This is a genomic window from Aeromicrobium sp. Root236, from assembly GCF_001428805.1.
In the GTDB taxonomy this organism is placed as follows: Bacteria; Actinomycetota; Actinomycetes; order Propionibacteriales; family Nocardioidaceae; genus Aeromicrobium.
In genome coordinates this window covers 1,069,477-1,084,797 of sequence record NZ_LMIS01000001.1, presented here as the reverse complement: position 1 = coordinate 1,084,797, position 15,321 = coordinate 1,069,477, and the positions used below count along the sequence as shown (strand labels likewise).

The 15,321-nt window shown below is 70.5% G+C and carries 11 protein-coding genes; 9 read left to right on the top strand and 2 right to left on the bottom strand.

All coding sequences use genetic code 11. The features are described 5' to 3' along the window. Both gatA and gatB read left to right on the top strand, forming a co-directional pair. Positions 1-1,512: an Asp-tRNA(Asn)/Glu-tRNA(Gln) amidotransferase subunit GatA gene (gatA, locus tag ASE12_RS05490; RefSeq protein ID WP_056397958.1), complete on the top strand. Its 1,512-nt coding sequence runs from the start codon at positions 1-3 to the stop codon at positions 1,510-1,512. Continuing rightward, the gene (gene gatB / locus ASE12_RS05485) at positions 1,509-3,005 is read left to right on the top strand and encodes an Asp-tRNA(Asn)/Glu-tRNA(Gln) amidotransferase subunit GatB (RefSeq protein WP_056397956.1); all 1,497 of its coding nucleotides are present in this window, start codon (positions 1,509-1,511) and stop codon (positions 3,003-3,005) included. Before gatA ends, gatB begins: the two co-directional genes overlap by 4 nt. A gap of 70 nt (positions 3,006-3,075) precedes the next feature. On the opposite strand, the gene ASE12_RS05480 is transcribed toward gatB, so the two are convergent. Both ASE12_RS05480 and ASE12_RS05475 read right to left on the bottom strand, forming a co-directional pair. Next, complete coding sequence (locus ASE12_RS05480; RefSeq protein ID WP_056397954.1) at positions 3,076-3,960, bottom strand: alpha/beta fold hydrolase; 885 nt, start codon at positions 3,958-3,960, stop codon at positions 3,076-3,078. 45 nt (positions 3,961-4,005) lie between these two features. Beyond that, a complete protein-coding gene (locus ASE12_RS05475) occupies positions 4,006-4,857 on the bottom strand; it encodes a RimK family alpha-L-glutamate ligase (RefSeq protein ID WP_056397953.1) in 852 nt (283 codons plus the stop codon). A gap of 73 nt (positions 4,858-4,930) precedes the next feature. Here ASE12_RS05475 and ASE12_RS05470 point away from each other — a divergent pair, with 73 nt between their 5' ends. The 7 genes from ASE12_RS05470 to ASE12_RS05440 all read left to right on the top strand — a co-directional run bounded on the left by ASE12_RS05470 (position 4,931) and on the right by ASE12_RS05440 (position 15,273). After that, the gene (locus ASE12_RS05470) at positions 4,931-5,560 is read left to right on the top strand and encodes a SatD family protein (RefSeq protein WP_056397947.1); all 630 of its coding nucleotides are present in this window, start codon (positions 4,931-4,933) and stop codon (positions 5,558-5,560) included. Continuing rightward, positions 5,557-6,219: a hypothetical protein gene (locus ASE12_RS05465; RefSeq protein ID WP_056397943.1), complete on the top strand. Its 663-nt coding sequence runs from the start codon at positions 5,557-5,559 to the stop codon at positions 6,217-6,219. Before ASE12_RS05470 ends, ASE12_RS05465 begins: the two co-directional genes overlap by 4 nt. Before the next feature lie 47 nt (positions 6,220-6,266). Next, positions 6,267-7,952 carry a dihydroxy-acid dehydratase gene (gene ilvD / locus ASE12_RS05460; RefSeq protein WP_056397940.1) on the top strand — a complete coding sequence of 562 codons (1,686 nt, stop codon included), beginning with the start codon at positions 6,267-6,269 and terminating at the stop codon, positions 7,950-7,952. Further along, complete coding sequence (locus ASE12_RS05455; RefSeq protein ID WP_056397937.1) at positions 7,953-9,380, top strand: SDR family oxidoreductase; 1,428 nt, start codon at positions 7,953-7,955, stop codon at positions 9,378-9,380. It begins immediately after the preceding gene. Next, complete coding sequence (locus tag ASE12_RS05450; RefSeq protein ID WP_056397935.1) at positions 9,374-10,000, top strand: maleylpyruvate isomerase N-terminal domain-containing protein; 627 nt, start codon at positions 9,374-9,376, stop codon at positions 9,998-10,000. Before ASE12_RS05455 ends, ASE12_RS05450 begins: the two co-directional genes overlap by 7 nt. 162 nt (positions 10,001-10,162) lie before the next feature. Continuing rightward, positions 10,163-12,673, top strand: coding sequence for a GDSL-type esterase/lipase family protein (locus ASE12_RS05445; protein WP_056397929.1), 2,511 nt, complete (start codon positions 10,163-10,165; stop codon positions 12,671-12,673). 95 nt (positions 12,674-12,768) lie between these two features. Beyond that, entirely contained in the window at positions 12,769-15,273 is a 2,505-nt protein-coding gene (locus ASE12_RS05440; RefSeq protein ID WP_082582098.1) for a GDSL-type esterase/lipase family protein, read from the top strand. The last annotated feature ends 48 nt before the right edge of the window (positions 15,274-15,321 follow it).

The following is a 15,321-nucleotide window of genomic DNA, read 5'->3' as shown; positions in this document are numbered from 1 at the left end:
ATGACCGATCTGACGAAGCTCAGCGCCGCCGACCTGGCCGGCAAGCTCGCCCGCAAGGAGGTCTCGAGCGTCGAGGCCACGCAGGCGCAGCTCGACCGCATCGCCGCGGTCGACGGTGACGTCCACGCGTTCCTGCACGTCGATGCCGAGGGCGCTCTCGCCACGGCGGCCGACATCGACGCACGCCGGGCCGCCGGCGAGGGCCTGCACGGTCTCGCCGGCGTGCCGATCGCGGTCAAGGACATCGTCGCCACCAAGGGCATGCCGACGACGTGCGGCTCCAAGATCCTCGACGGCTGGATCCCGCCGTACGACGCCACGATCACGCAGCGCATCAAGGCCGCCGGCCTGCCGATCCTCGGCAAGACCAACATGGACGAGTTCGCGATGGGCTCCTCGACCGAGCACTCGGCGTACGGGCCGACCCGCAACCCGTGGGACCGCGACCGCATCCCGGGTGGCTCCGGTGGCGGCTCGGCCGCTGCGGTCGCCGCGTTCGAGGCCGCGCTCGCGATCGGCACCGACACCGGCGGCTCGATCCGCCAGCCCGGCGCGCTGACCGGCACGGTGGGTGTCAAGCCGACCTACGGCGGCGTCAGCCGCTACGGCCTTGTCGCCCTGGCGAGCAGCCTCGACCAGGCCGGACCCGTCACGCGTACGGTCCTCGACGCCGCACTGCTGCACGAGCTCATGGGCGGGCACGACCCCATGGACTCCACCAGCATCGACGCCCCGGCGCCGCTCGTCGTCTCGGCCGCCCGCCGCGCCGACGTCAAGGGCCTCAAGATCGGCATCGTCAAAGAGCTCGGCGGCGAAGGATTCCAGGCCGGAGTCAGTGCGCGGTTCCACGAGGCCGTCGAGCTGCTGACGTCCGCCGGCGCCGAGGTCGTCGAGGTCTCCCTGCCGAGCCTCGAGTACGCCCTCGCGGCCTACTACCTCGTCATGCCGAGCGAGGCGAGCAGCAACCTCGCCCGCTTCGACGCGATGCGCTACGGCGTACGCGTGCCGCCGGCCGGCGCCGACGACCCCAGCGCCGAGCAGGTCATGGCGTCGAGCCGCGACGCGGGCTTCGGCGACGAGGTCAAGCGCCGCATCATCGTCGGCACCTACGCGCTGTCGAGCGGCTACTACGACGCCTACTACGGCTCGGCGCAGAAGGTCCGTACGCTGCTCGCCCGCGACTTCGCATCGGCGTTCGAGCAGGTCGACGTGCTGGTCTCGCCGACCTCGCCGACGACGGCCTGGCAGCTGGGCGCCAAGCTCGACGACCCGCTGTCGATGTACCTGCAGGACGTCGCCACGATCCCGGCCAACCTCGCCGGGATCCCCGGCCTGTCACTGCCCGTCGGGCTCGCCGAGGAGGACGGCCTGCCGGTCGGTCTGCAGTTCCTCGCCCCGCAGCAGGCTGACGACCGGCTCTACAACGCCGGCGCTGCGCTCGAGAAGCTGCTCGAGGACCAATGGGGCGGCCCGATGCTGGCCCAGGCACCCGATCTGGAGGTTGCGCGATGACCACTGAGACTCTCGTACCCGTCGACGAGGCACTGACCCGCTTCGACCCGGTCATGGGCCTCGAGATCCACATCGAGCTCAACACCGCGACCAAGATGTTCTGCGGCTGCCCGACCGAGTTCGGCGCCGAGCCCAACACGCAGGTCTGCCCGGTCTGCCTCGCACTGCCCGGTGCGCTGCCGGTCGTCAACGCCAAGGCGATCGAGTCCGCGATCCGCATCGGCCTCGCGCTCAACTGCGAGATCGCCGAGTGGTGCCGGTTCGCGCGCAAGAACTACTTCTACCCGGACATGCCCAAGAACTTCCAGACGTCGCAGTACGACGAGCCCATCGCGTTCGACGGGCACGTCGACGTCGAGGTCGACGGCGAGACCTACCGGATCGACATCGAGCGAGCCCACATGGAGGAGGACACCGGCAAGTCGCTGCACGTGGGCGGCTCGACGGGTCGCATCCACGGTGCCGACTTCTCGCTGGTCGACTACAACCGCGCCGGCATCCCGCTCATCGAGATCGTGACCCGCACGATCGAGGTGCCCGGCGACAAGGCTGCCGCGGTCGCCCGGGCGTACGTCTCGTACGTGCGCGACCTGATCGGCGGGCTGGGCGTCTCGGACGTACGCATGGACCAGGGCTCGCTGCGGGCCGACGTCAACCTCTCGCTCAAGCCCAAGGGCTCGACCACCCTCGGCACCCGCTCGGAGACCAAGAACGTCAACTCGTTCCGGTCCGTCGAGCGTGCGGTCCGCTACGAGATCTCTCGGCACGCCGGAATCCTCGACGAGGGTGGCTCGGTGCTGCAGGAGACGCGGCACTTCCACGAGGACACCGGCACGACGTCCTCAGGGCGCGAGAAGTCCGACGCCGACGACTACCGCTACTTCCCCGAGCCCGACCTCGCGCCGGTGTCGCCGTCGCGGGAGTGGGTCGAGGAGCTGCGCGCGACGCTGCCCGAGCCGCCGGCCGTACGCCGCGCGCGCCTGCAGGCAGACTGGGGCTTCAGCGACCTCGAGATGCGCGACACGATCGGCGCCGGTGCACTCCAGCTCGTCGCCGACACGATCGAGGCCGGTGCCACGCCGCAGGCGGCCCGCAAGTGGTGGCTCGGCGAAATGGCTCGACGAGCCAACGAGCAGGGTGCAGATCTCGACTCGCTGGGCATCACGCCGCTGCAGGTCGCCGAGATCCAGAAACTGATCGACGCCGGCCGGATCAACGACAAGCTGGCCCGCTCGGTGTTCGACGGCGTCATCGCCGGTGAGGGCACGCCAGAGGAGGTCATCGTCGGGCGGCAGCTCGAGGTGGTCTCCGACGACGGTGCGCTCGGCGAGGCCGTCGACCGGGCGATCGCCGGCGACCCCGATGCCGCGCAGAAGATCCGCGACGGCAAGCAGGCCGCTGCGGGTGCGCTCATCGGTGCCGTCATGAAGGAGATGCGGGGCCAGGCCGACGCCGGCCGCGTACGCGAGCTGATCCTCGAAAAGCTCACCTGACCCGCCAGTTTTGGGACTTTCCTCGGCACTTTCCTTCCGGATGTGACGATGTTTGTCCCAAAACTCGGGGTCAGGCGGTGCGGTCGACCAGGTCCTTGAGCTCCTCGAGGACGAGGTCGGGGAACTCGAGCGGGATGAAGTGCGTCGCGTCGAACTCGAGGAACCGGGACCCGGCGACGCGTTCCGACGCCGAGAGCATGTCGCGGGCGCCGGTGAGCATGTCCCACTTGCCGGCGATGAAGGTCACCGGCACGTCGATCCTGGACAGCGAGACGCGCTGGTGCTCCGACACCCCGAGGGCGAGCTTGGCGTACCAGGACGGATGCGTCGTGCAGAACTCCTGCATGAGCGTCCGCAGCTCCGCGGTGTCGGCCGCCGGGTTGATGAGCCGCGTCAGGCGGAGCATGTTGGCCGTCGCGTTGGTCCAGGGGATCCGCCGGGTCAGCGGTGCCAATGCGCGTCCCGACACCCATGCCGTACGCGCGAGGCCGACCATCAGCTGCTTGGAGACCGCCGGAGGCATGCGCAGGGGAGCCAGCATCGTCGCGAACGTGTTGCCGGGCACCCCGGCGACGGCAAGGATCCCCTTGACCCGTTCGGGGTGGCGCCCCGCGAGCTCGAACGCGATCGTGACGCCCGCGGACCACGAGGCGACGACGGCCGAGTCGATGCCCGCATGATCCATGACCGCCAACGCGTCCTCGACGAACGCGTCGAGGTCGACCCGTCCGTCGGCTGGCCGCTCGGACCCGCCGACGCCCCGGTGGTTCCACGACACGACGTGGAGGCCGCAGTCGGGCCGCAGCAGGGCCGGCCAGGCGTGCGGGTTGGTGCCGAGGCCATTCGACAGGAAGACCGTCGGCCCATCGGCATCATTCGTCCACGCCCTCAGCCGGGTGCCGTCGGCGCTCTCGACGTCGTAATAGCGGACGAAGGCGGCCGTGGGTGGCTTCACAAGCGCTGATTGTCCACGGCGTACGCAGGCCCCGCAATCGAATCGTCAGATCCGCGCCGCCACGGCGTCCACGAGCCGGCCGGCGCCCCCGTCGGCCAGCACGAGGAACAGGTAGGGCTCCGCCAGCTCGAGCTCGATGACCAGCGGTGATCCGTCGTCGCCGGTGACCAGGTCGACGCGGGCGTACAGGAGGTCGGCGGGCCGTCCGAGCACGTGGTCGATCGCGGCGAGGGCAGCCCGGGCGACCTCGTGCTGCGCGGGGGTCGGCGTGCGCACCGCGTTCTCGCCGCGGCCGTCGCGGTCCTGGCGGATGCCCTCGCCGCGGGCGAGGATCGGCCCCTTGCGGATGGCGTGCGAGAACTCGCCGCCGAAGAACAGCATCGCGGTCTCACCCTCGTCGTCGACGGAGGAGATGTAGGGCTGCGTCATCGAGGTACGCCCGGCGGCGACAAGCGCCGCGCTGTGGGCGTAGACGTCGGCGGGGGACTCCCACCGCGCGGTGTCCTTCGACCCGGCCGAGACGGTCGGCTTGACGACCCACTCGGCGTGGTCGCCGAGCTCGTCACCGTCTGCGACGTTCCACCGCGTCTCGATGATCGGCACGCCGGCAGCCTCGATCTGGCGGAGGTAGACCTTGTCGGTGTTCCACTCCAGCACGTCGTGGCGGTTGTGCAGGCGGGGCACCGACGCCGCCCAGGCCAGGAACTCGTCGCGCCGGGTCGTGTAGTCCCAGCACGAGCGGACGACCACGGCGTCGTACGTCTGCCAGTCGACCTCCGGGTCGTCCCACTCCGTGATCTCGGCGTCGATCCCGCGCTGGTGGGCGGCCTCGAGCAGGAGCGGCAGGTCGGCGTCAAGACTCCGGGCCCACGAGCAGGTGACGAAGGTGATGGTCATGGATCTCAGCCTAGGCGATGAAGGGCAGCGCTTCACTCTTGCCTTTTGAAGTAAATACCTTCAATATGGAGAAATGAACCAGATCGCTTCACCACGCTTCGCCGTCATCGGCGACCTCGTGGGGTCGCGTGAGCAACCGTCACGGGCCGAGGCGCAGCAGAGTCTGCTCTCCGCCCTGGCCGTCGTCAACGCGCTGCTGCCCGCGTCGCAGCCGCTCGAGCCGACGATCGGCGACGAGCTGCAAGGGGTCTACGACGACCTGCACGACGCGCTCTACGCGACCGTGCTGGTGCGCCTCGCGCTGCCGGAGTCGATGGACTGCCGGTTCGGCATCGGGGTCGGCGACCTCGAGATCGTCGGCACGTCCAACTATGGTCTGACCCAGGACGGACAGGCCTGGTGGTTGGCCCGCGACGCGATCGACACCGCCAAGGCCAAGGGCCGCCAGCTCCCGGGGCTACGGACCTGGCTCAAGCGCGAACGATCGGAGGGGGGCGACATCGTGAACTCCTACCTACTGGTGCGCGACGAGCTGGTCAGCGACTTCGACGGCCGCCAGCGCCGCATCGCGCTCGCCGAGCTGCACGGCAAGTCCCTGTCCCAGATCGCCGACGACGAGGGCATCTCGACGTCAGCGGTGTCGCAGCGGCACCGGGCCGGCATCGGCGCGCTGCTCGAGTCGATCGGCCAGGTGCAGCCGTGACCGCCCTGGCGGTGCTGCTCGCCGCGGTCGGCATGGCTGACCTCGTACGCCGCTGGAAGATCCCCACAGGCTTCGTGGTCGCCGTCGCCGGACCGCTGCTGCTCGGTGCGGAGTGGCACACGCTCTGGTTGGCGCTCGTCATCGGCATCGTGGTGGTCGTGTGGGTCGACGCCGCCGCTCACGACTCCTCGGCCGGCGTCGTGCTGCTCGGCGCCCTGAGCCTGGTCCTCGTCATGGCATCCGGCGCGCTCGACTTCGGCGACGCACCGCTGCAGGACTGGTACGCCGACCTCCCGATCCCGCGGCTCGACGGCGTGCCGCTCGACCGGGCAGCTCTCGGCGTGGGCGTGGTGCTCTTCCTGGCGACCGCCGCCAACATCGTCGTACGCCGCGTGCTGCTGTCCACCGGACCACGGGTGCTCGCACAGGGCGACGAGCTGCGCGGCGGCCGCGTCCTCGGGCCGCTCGAACGCTGGTTCGTGCTGGCCTGCGCGCTCAGCGGCAACCTCGCCGCGATCGCCGTCGTGGTCGCGGCCAAGGGCATCCTGCGCTTTCCCGAGATCTCGCGTGACCGCACCGACGGGCTGCGGGCCGAGTACGTGCTGGTGGGCAGCTTCGTCAGCTGGGCCCTCGCGTTGATCTTCGTGCCGTTGTTCTAGGTGGACACCGCGGACGACCCGGTCGGGGCGCGCCGTAATCTTGGGGCATGGCCTCCGAGAACCAGATCGACATCAAGCCCCGCAGCCGCACCGTCACCGATGGCCTCGAGGCCACTGCCTCCCGCGGCATGCTCCGTGCCGTCGGCATGGGCGACGAGGACTGGGAGAAGCCCCAGATCGGCGTGGCGTCCAGCTGGAACGAGATCACCCCCTGCAACCTGTCGCTCGACCGGCTCGCCAAGGCGGTCAAGGTCGGCGTGCACGCGGGCGGGGGATACCCGCTCGAGTTCGGCACGATCTCCGTCTCCGACGGCATCTCGATGGGCCACGAGGGCATGCACTTCTCGCTCGTGAGCCGTGAGGTCATCGCCGACTCGGTCGAGACCGTCATGATGGCCGAGCGCCTCGACGGCTCGGTGCTGCTCGCCGGCTGCGACAAGAGCCTGCCGGGCATGCTGATGGCCGCGGCCCGCCTCGACCTGTCGAGCGTGTTCCTCTACGCCGGCTCGATCATGCCGGGCAACGTCGACGGCAAGGACGTCACGATCATCGACGCGTTCGAGGCGGTGGGCGCCTGCATCAAGGGCCTCATCACCCGCGAGGAGGTCGACAAGATCGAGCGCGCGATCTGTCCCGGCGAGGGCGCCTGCGGTGGCATGTTCACGGCCAACACCATGGCGACCGCCGCCGAGGCGCTCGGCATGAGCCTGCCCGGCTCGGCCGCCCCGCCGGCGATCGACAACCGTCGCGACGACTTCGCGCACAAGTCGGGCGAAGCCGTCGTCGAGCTGCTCCGCAAGGGCATCACCGCGCGACAGATCATGACCAAGGAGGCGTTCGAGAACGCCATCACCGTCGTCATGGCGCTCGGCGGGTCGACCAACGCCGTCCTCCACCTGCTCGCGATCGCCCGCGAGGCCGAGGTGCCGTTGACGCTCGACGACTTCAACCGCATCGGCGACAAGGTCCCGCACCTGGGCGACCTCAAGCCGTTCGGCCGCTACGTCATGAACGACGTCGACAAGGCCGGCGGCACCGCGGTCATCATGAAGGCGCTCCTCGACGCGGGCCTCATGCACGGCGACGTCATGACCGTGACCGGCAGGACGATGGCCGAGAACCTCGCCGGCATCACCGAGAAGCTCGACGGAGACGTCATCCGTACGCTCGACAAGCCGATCCACAAGACCGGCGGCCTCACGATCCTCAAGGGCTCCCTCGCGCCCGACGGCGCGGTCGTCAAGAGCGCCGGGTTCGACTCCGACGTGTTCCGCGGCACCGCACGGGTCTTCGACGGCGAGCGCAAGGCCATGGACGCGCTCGAGGACGGCACGATCGTCGCCAACGACGTCGTCGTGATCCGTTACGAGGGCCCCAAGGGCGGCCCGGGCATGCGCGAGATGCTGGCGATCACCGGTGCGATCAAGGGCGCGGGACTCGGCAAGGACGTCCTGCTGCTGACCGACGGGCGGTTCTCCGGTGGCACCACCGGCCTCTGCGTCGGCCACGTCGCCCCCGAGGCGGTCGACGGCGGACCCATCGCGTTCGTGCGCGACGGCGACCCGATCGTGCTCGACATGGCCAACCGGACGCTCGAGATCGAGGTCGACCACGACGAGCTCGAGGCTCGCAAGGTCGGCTGGGAGCCGCTGCCGCCCAAGTACACCAAGGGCGTCCTGGCCAAGTACCGCAAGCTCGTCAGCTCCGCCGCTGACGGGGCAGTCTGTGGCTAGATGACCGACATCGACCCTGACGAGCTGGCGGTCGCGCTCCAGGTGCTGGCCGCGGCCGAGCGGCTCGACGAGGACGACCCCGACTACGTCGCGCTGCGCCGGGCGTGCGGGAAGTTCTACAAGAACGTCAAGAAGCACCGCCGGCTCGACAAGCGCGCCCAGGTGGCCGCTGCCGACCGCGCCGTCGTGGCGGCGACGGCCACCGGCTCGCCACGCCGCATCGACGACGAGACCGAGGGCCTGCCACTCGTCTCCAACGCGGCCGGCGCCACGGCGGGCACGCTGCTCGTGGCTCGCCCCTGCTACATCTGCAAGCAGAAGTACACCGTCGTCGACGCGTTCTACCACCAGCTGTGCCCGGACTGCGCCGCCCTCAACCGGTCCAAGCGCGACGCCCGGACCGACCTGACGGGCAAGCGGGCGCTGCTGACCGGTGGTCGGGCCAAGATCGGCATGTACATCGCCCTGCGCCTGCTCCGCGACGGTGCGCACACGACGATCACGACCCGGTTCCCGCACGACGCGGTCCGCCGCTTCACGGCCATGCCGGACAGCGCGGACTGGATCGACCGGCTCCGCATCGTCGGCATCGACCTGCGCGACCCCGCCCAGGTCGTCGGGCTCGCTGACTCGGTGGCGGAGCAGGGGCCGCTCGACATCCTCATCAACAACGCCGCACAGACCGTGCGCCGGACCCCTGGGGCGTACGCGCCGCTGGCCGAGGCCGAGTCGGCGCCGCTGCCCGAGGGGCCGCTGCCGGAGCTGCTCACGTTCGGGCACACCAGCGATGCCCACCCGGCCGCCCTCGTGGGATCGGTGTCCGCGCACCCCGTGCTGGCCGGCGACGCGCACACGGCCGAGGAGCTGACCTCGATGGCGCTGTCGGCGGGATCGGCCGACCTCGCCCGGATCGATGCCGGTGGCCTCGTCCCCGACACGGTCGACGTCAACAGCTGGACGCAGCGGGTGCACGAGGTCGACGCCCTCGAGCTCCTCGAGGTGCAGCTCTGCAACACGACGGCGCCGTTCATCCTCGTCAGTCGCCTGCGGCCGTCGATGGCGGCATCCGAAGCGCGTCGTACGTACGTCGTGAACGTGTCGGCGATGGAGGGCCAGTTCAGCCGCCGCTACAAGGGCCCGGGCCACCCGCACACCAACATGGCCAAGGCGGCGCTCAACATGCTGACCCGCACCAGCGCCGGGGAGATGCTCGAGCAGGACGGCATCCTCATGACCGCCGTCGACACCGGGTGGATCACTGACGAGCGCCCGCACCCGACCAAGGTGCGGCTCGCCGAGGAGGGCTTCAAGGCACCTCTCGACCTCGTCGACGGGGCCGCGCGCGTCTACGACCCGATCATCCGCGGTGAGGCCGGCGAGGACATCCATGGCGTCTTCCTGAAGGACTACGAGCCCTCGCCGTGGTGACCAACGAGGAGCTGCTGCGGTCGCAGTGGGCCGCGCTCCGCGGGTGGATCGAGACCTCAGGGGTGCTGCAGCACGCCCAGGAGCAGAGCGTCCTCGAGGCGTGGAACGTGCACGAGCTCATCACGCACATCGGTCGCTCGTTCCTCGACTTCCCGGTGTTGGGCCCGGCACCTCGTGCCGAGCCGCGGACGATCCACGAGTACATCTCCAACTACGGGACCTCGGCGCGCGACATCGCCGACGGCACCAAGCAGCTGGCCCGCTCGTTCGCCGGCGACGTCCTCGCCGGCATCGACAACTGCGCACGGCTCGGCTTCCGCGCGCTGGACTCGCTCAAGGCGGAGGTCGTACGCGGCCCGCTCGGCGCGATCACCCGCGAGGACTTCATCCTCACGCGGGTCCTCGAGCTCGTGGTGCACGGCGACGACCTCGCGCGGTCGGTGCCCGGCGTCGCTGCACCGCCTTTGCTCGAGCAGCCGGTCGCGGCGGTCTCCGACGCGCTGATCAGTGCGTACGTCGAGGTCACCACGCGTGAGCCGGAGGTCGGTGACAGGCTCGACTGGATCAGGATCGCGACCGGCCGGGTGGCCTCGGACGACGACGCGCTGCCCCTGCTCTGACCCCTTAGGGCCACACCCGGGGGGACCTAAGTCCTCAGTCTTCGACAGACCGGCTTTCACGCTTCACTTCGCGCGTACGTTCGACGTGGGGGCTTACGGAGCCAACACATGCATGCCGGTCAAGTGCGCCATTCGAGGCAATTCGGGCTCCTGATCGGGCTGATGGCTGTCGTGCTGGCCGGCACCGTCGCACCGTCCAGCGCGAGGCCCGTTGCTGCCGTCTCGAGCTCGACCCCGCCCTCGATCACGGGCACGCCACAGGCCGGCCTCACCCTCACCGTCCGACCCGGTGTCTGGTCGCCGACCGACGCCACGCTGACCTACCGCTGGCTGAGCGGCACGACCAGCAAGAGCCTGGTGGCGACCGGGGGAACCACGACCACGTACGTCGTGCGGGCTGCCGACGTGGGCAAGCGACTGGTGGTCGAGGTGACGGGCAGCAAGTCCGGCTACACGAGCCTCGTGAGGAGCTCCAGCATGACGGCGACCGTCGTCGCGGCAGCGACCATCACGCCGGGCCAGGTCTCGATCGAGGGCAGTCCGGTCGTCGACTCGACGCTGACCGCGGCCTCCGGCACGTGGGCACCCGCCGGGCTGACGTTCGGTTACCAGTGGCTGACCGACTCGGTGGCGGTGAGCGGCGCGACGGCGACGACGTACACGCCTGGGGCCGGTGATCTCGGCAAGCGGGTCTCGGTGCGGGTGACCGGCAGCAAGACCGGCTACCCGAGCGTCTCCGCGACGTCGGCGCCGTCTGCGGTGGTGGTCCCGGGAACGTTGACGGCCACGCCGACGCCGTCGGTCAGCGGGACCCCACAGGTGGATGCGACGCTCACTGCGGAGCCGGGCACGTGGGCACCCGCGGGCGTACAGCTCAGCTACCAGTGGTTGGCCGGGACGACGGCCCAGGACTCGGTGGCGGTGAGCGGTGCGACCTCGTCGACGTACACGCCTGGGACCGATGACACCGGCAGGCGGCTGTCGGTGCAGGTGATGGGCAGCAAGCCCGGCTACGCCAGCGTGACGACCACGTCGGCGCTGTCGGAGGCAGTGACTCCCGCGCCGATCATCACGCCCGCCACGCCCACGATCACCGGTACGGCAGAGGTGGGCCGGACGTTGACCGCAGATTCCGGCACCTGGTCTCCTGACGGGGTCCAGCTCGCGTTCCAGTGGCTGCGCGACGGGGTGGCGGCTCAAGACGCGACCGGCACCGCGTACGACCTCACGGCCGCGGATCGTGGCAGCGCGATCTCGGTCCGCGTCACGGGCACGAAGGCCGGCTTCCCGACGACGGCCAGGACGAGCACCGAGACGCAGGCGGTTGCCGAGGGCACGCAGGTGAGCACGCCGACCCCGACGGTCACTGGCACGACGGCCATCGGCGACGTCCTCACCGCGGTGCCCGGCGACTGGGACAACGGCGTGACGGTGGCTTACCAGTGGCTGCGTGACGGGACCGCGTTAACCGGCGAGACCTCGGTCCAGCACACCGTGGTCGCTGCCGACGTCGGGTCCTTGATGTGCCTGACCGTGACCGGCGCCCGTGCCGGCTACGCGAGCCAGTCCCGTACGAGCGCGCAGCTCGCGGTGACCGGTGCGCAGTCGGCGAGCAAGGTCACTCGCGCCCTCGAGACGTTCCGCGCTGCCTTCGCCGATGTGGACCGGCAACCCGTCGACGTCTTCGTGGGCCCCAGTGACTCGCTGGCCGACGGCGCCCGGGCCACCAGCATCCAGAAGCGGTGGATCAGCGTCCTGCGCGACGACCTGCGCGGGGTGCACCAGCCGGTCGGGGTCAAGGGCGGGTTCGGCTACCTCGACCCGCTGAACTGGGGCAAGTTCCCCGACAACCCGATCTCGTACGTGTCGGGTGTCGGCGCCTTCGAGCAGGGGCTCGGCCGGCAGACGCTCGCGCTGTTCAACTCGACCCAGACGATCACGGTCAAGGCCGAGCTGACCGACCTGGACATCGTCTACGCCGGGCTGACCGGCACGGCCGGGACGTTCACGTACTCGGTCGACGGCGGTCCCGAGGTCCGGGTCTACACCGGCGCCAAGCCGACCAGCCGCGGCGGGTACGTCGAGAAGGTCTCCGGGCTCGCGCCCGGTGTGCACCAGGTCGTGATGCGCGGGACGGGCGGCGGCAGCCCCGCGATCGTCGAGGGCGTCATGCTCTACAACGGTGACCGCAGCAGCGGCGTCCGGGTCTGGGAGGGCGGGGCCAGCGGCCTCGCCGCAGCGAACTACGTCGCACCCGGCGACCGCTGGGCCGAGTCGCTCAAGGAGGTGCACCCCGACCTGGTCGTGCTGCCGATCGGGTCCAACGACTTCGCCCTCGGCACACCGGCGAAGGACACCGAGGTCAAGATCCGCGAGATCATCGCGACCATCCGGGCCCGGGTCGACACGGATCCGTCGATCGTCCTGATGCCCTACTACGAGCGTCCGACCTCCGGCACCGGCACGTGGGCCGCGTACGAGGAGATGTACGCCCGCATCGCGTCGACCGACCCCAAGATCGCGGTCTTCGACCTGGCACCGCTGTTCGGCGCGTACGGGAGCGCGCAGCGTGCGGGCCTCATGTCGTCGGACATGCTCCACCCGTCGGACACGGGCTACGCACTGATCGCGGACCGGCTCGCGGCCTTCCTCACCCCGAGCCCACAGGGCTGAGCCGGCACAGGTCATCGGACGGGAAATTCTGCGAACGCAGGACTTGAGCATACGTACGACATAGGCTCGCCGCAGGTCTGAACACACTCCCAGAAATGACCCCGATGCGATCCCTGCGACTCCTCGTCGTCGTCCTGTTGGCGGCGACCGCCCTCGCGTCGCCGGCCGCTGCCGTGACGCCGGCGGTGTCGATCTCGGTGTCGTCCGTGTCGCCGGTGTACGGGAGTCCCGTCACGGTCTCGGGCCGGGTGACGCACGTGCCGACCGGCACCAACGTCGTGCTGCAGCGCAACCTCGGCACGGGGTGGGTCTACACGCGTCTGATGCACACGTCGTCGACCGGCAGGTACTCCACGACGTACTCGTCGACCCTGGGGCAGAACCACCTGCGCGTCGCCGTGGCATCCACGGCGTCCACGCCGCGGGTCATCTCGACGCAGCTCGTGGTCGCGGCGCAGCCACGCCTGACCCCACGGCCGCCCGTCGCCGGGCAACCGGTCGTGGTCGACGGCCGGCTGCGCACGGCTGGAGCGCGTCCCGTCGACCTCGAGATCTCCAGGGACGGCGTCATCTCGAAGGTGTCCGGGCGGACCGACAGCACGGGGACGTTCGCGATCAGCGCCACCTTGGTGTCGTCGTCGAAGCTCAGGGTCGTGGCACCGCCGGCCACCGACGTGTCGGCCGCCAACGTGTTGTTCACGACCCCGTGGCGGACGGTCGAGGTCGCTCTGCAGCGCACCGAGAAGCCCCGGATCCAGGGCTCACCGGTCGTGAGCTCGACCCTGGCGACGGTGACCGGCACCTGGGACGCCGGAGTGACGTTCGCCTGTCAGTGGTTGCGCGGCGGCGAGGCGATCAGCGGCGCCACGGCATGCACCCGCACGGTGACCAACGCCGACGCCGGGGCTCGTCTGGCGGTGCGGGTCACCGGCAGCAAGCTTGGCTGGGCGCCGGTCTCCTTGACCAGCGACCAGACGGCGCTCGTCACCGGTGGCACGCTGAGCCCGACCCCCACCCCGACCATCGGTGGCGAGGCCGAGGTCGGTGGCCGCCTCACGGCGGCGGCGGGTTCCTGGGGGCCAGGTGTCTCGCTGACCTACCAGTGGCGCCGCTCCGGCACGCCGATCGCCGACGCCGACGCGTCCACGTACGACCTGGTGGCCGCGGATGTCGACCACCGGCTCACCGTCACGGTCACCGGGTCGAAGCCGGGATTCAACCCGGACTCCCGGACCAGCAACCCGACCGCGGTGGTCGCGCGCGCCTCACTGCAGTCGGCCACGCCGGTCGTCTCGGGGACCAACGCGCCGGGGGAGACGCTGACCGTGGCGCCCGGCACCTGGGGGCCGAGCCCGGTCCAGCTGACGTATCGCTGGCTGCGTGACGATGTCGCGATCCCGGGCGCGACCGCAGCGACGTACACGCTCACCGACGCCGACAAGGGCTCCCTGATCACGGCCGAGGTCACCGGCGCGAAGGACGGCTACGCGACGAGCACGCGACGGAGCGCTCGGCGTGCGATCCCGGGGCCTCAGTCGCCGAGCAAGATCGCCCGTGCCCTCACCACGTTCCACGCCGCGCTCGGCCGGGTGGACGAGGAGCCCCTCGACATCTTCGTCGGGCCCAGCGACTCACTCGCGGACGGCGCCCGGGCCACCAGCATCCAGAAGCGGTGGATCAGCGTGTTCCGCGACGACCTGCGCGGGGTGCACCAACCGGCGGGCGTGCCGGGCGGTTTCGGCTATCTCGACCCGTTCAACTGGGGCCAGTTCCCGGACAACCCGATCTCGTACGTCAATGGTGCCGGCGTGTTCGAGCAGGGCCTCGGCCTCCAGACTCTCGCGCTGTTCGGCTCGACCCAGACCATCACGCTCAAGGACACGTTCACGGACGTCGACATCCTCTACTCCGGCTGGACGGGGAGCGCCGGCGCCTTCACGTACTCGGTCGACGGCGGCCCCGAGAAGCGCGTCGAGACCGGCGGCCGGGCGACGACCCGGGGCGGTTACGTCGAGCGCATCTCCGGGCTCCCGGCCGGCCCCCACGAGGTCGTCATGCGCGGGGCCGGGGGAGGTGGCGGCAACCCGGCCATCGTCGAGGGCGTCATGATCTACAACGGCGACCTGGAGCGCGGCGTGCGGGTCTGGGAGGGCGGCGCCAGTGCGCGCCGGGCGCTCGACTACGTCGCGCCGCACGATGCGTGGGCGACGTCGTTGTCGGGCATCCACCCGGACCTCGTCGTGCTGCCGATCGGGTCCAACGACTTCGCGATCGGGGTCCCGGCAGCGGACACCGAGGCCAGGCTCCGCGAGATCATCGCGACGATCCGCTCGCACGTCGACACCGACCCGTCGATCGTGCTGATGCCCTACTACGACCGGCCGGCCGGCGGCGACGTGACGTGGGAGCAGTACGAGGAGATGTACGCCCGCATCGCGGCGACGGATCCGGACATCGCCGTGTTCGACCTCGAGCCGTTGTTCGGGGAGTACGGCAGCGAGCAACGCGCCGGCCTCATGGCGTTCGACCACATCCACCCGTCGGACACCGGCTACGCGCTGATCGCGCAGAAGCTCGCCGAGTTCCTCGACGCGAGCTGACCCCGGACGTACGTCGGCCCGGCGAAGCCGAGCTCCACCGGGCCGATC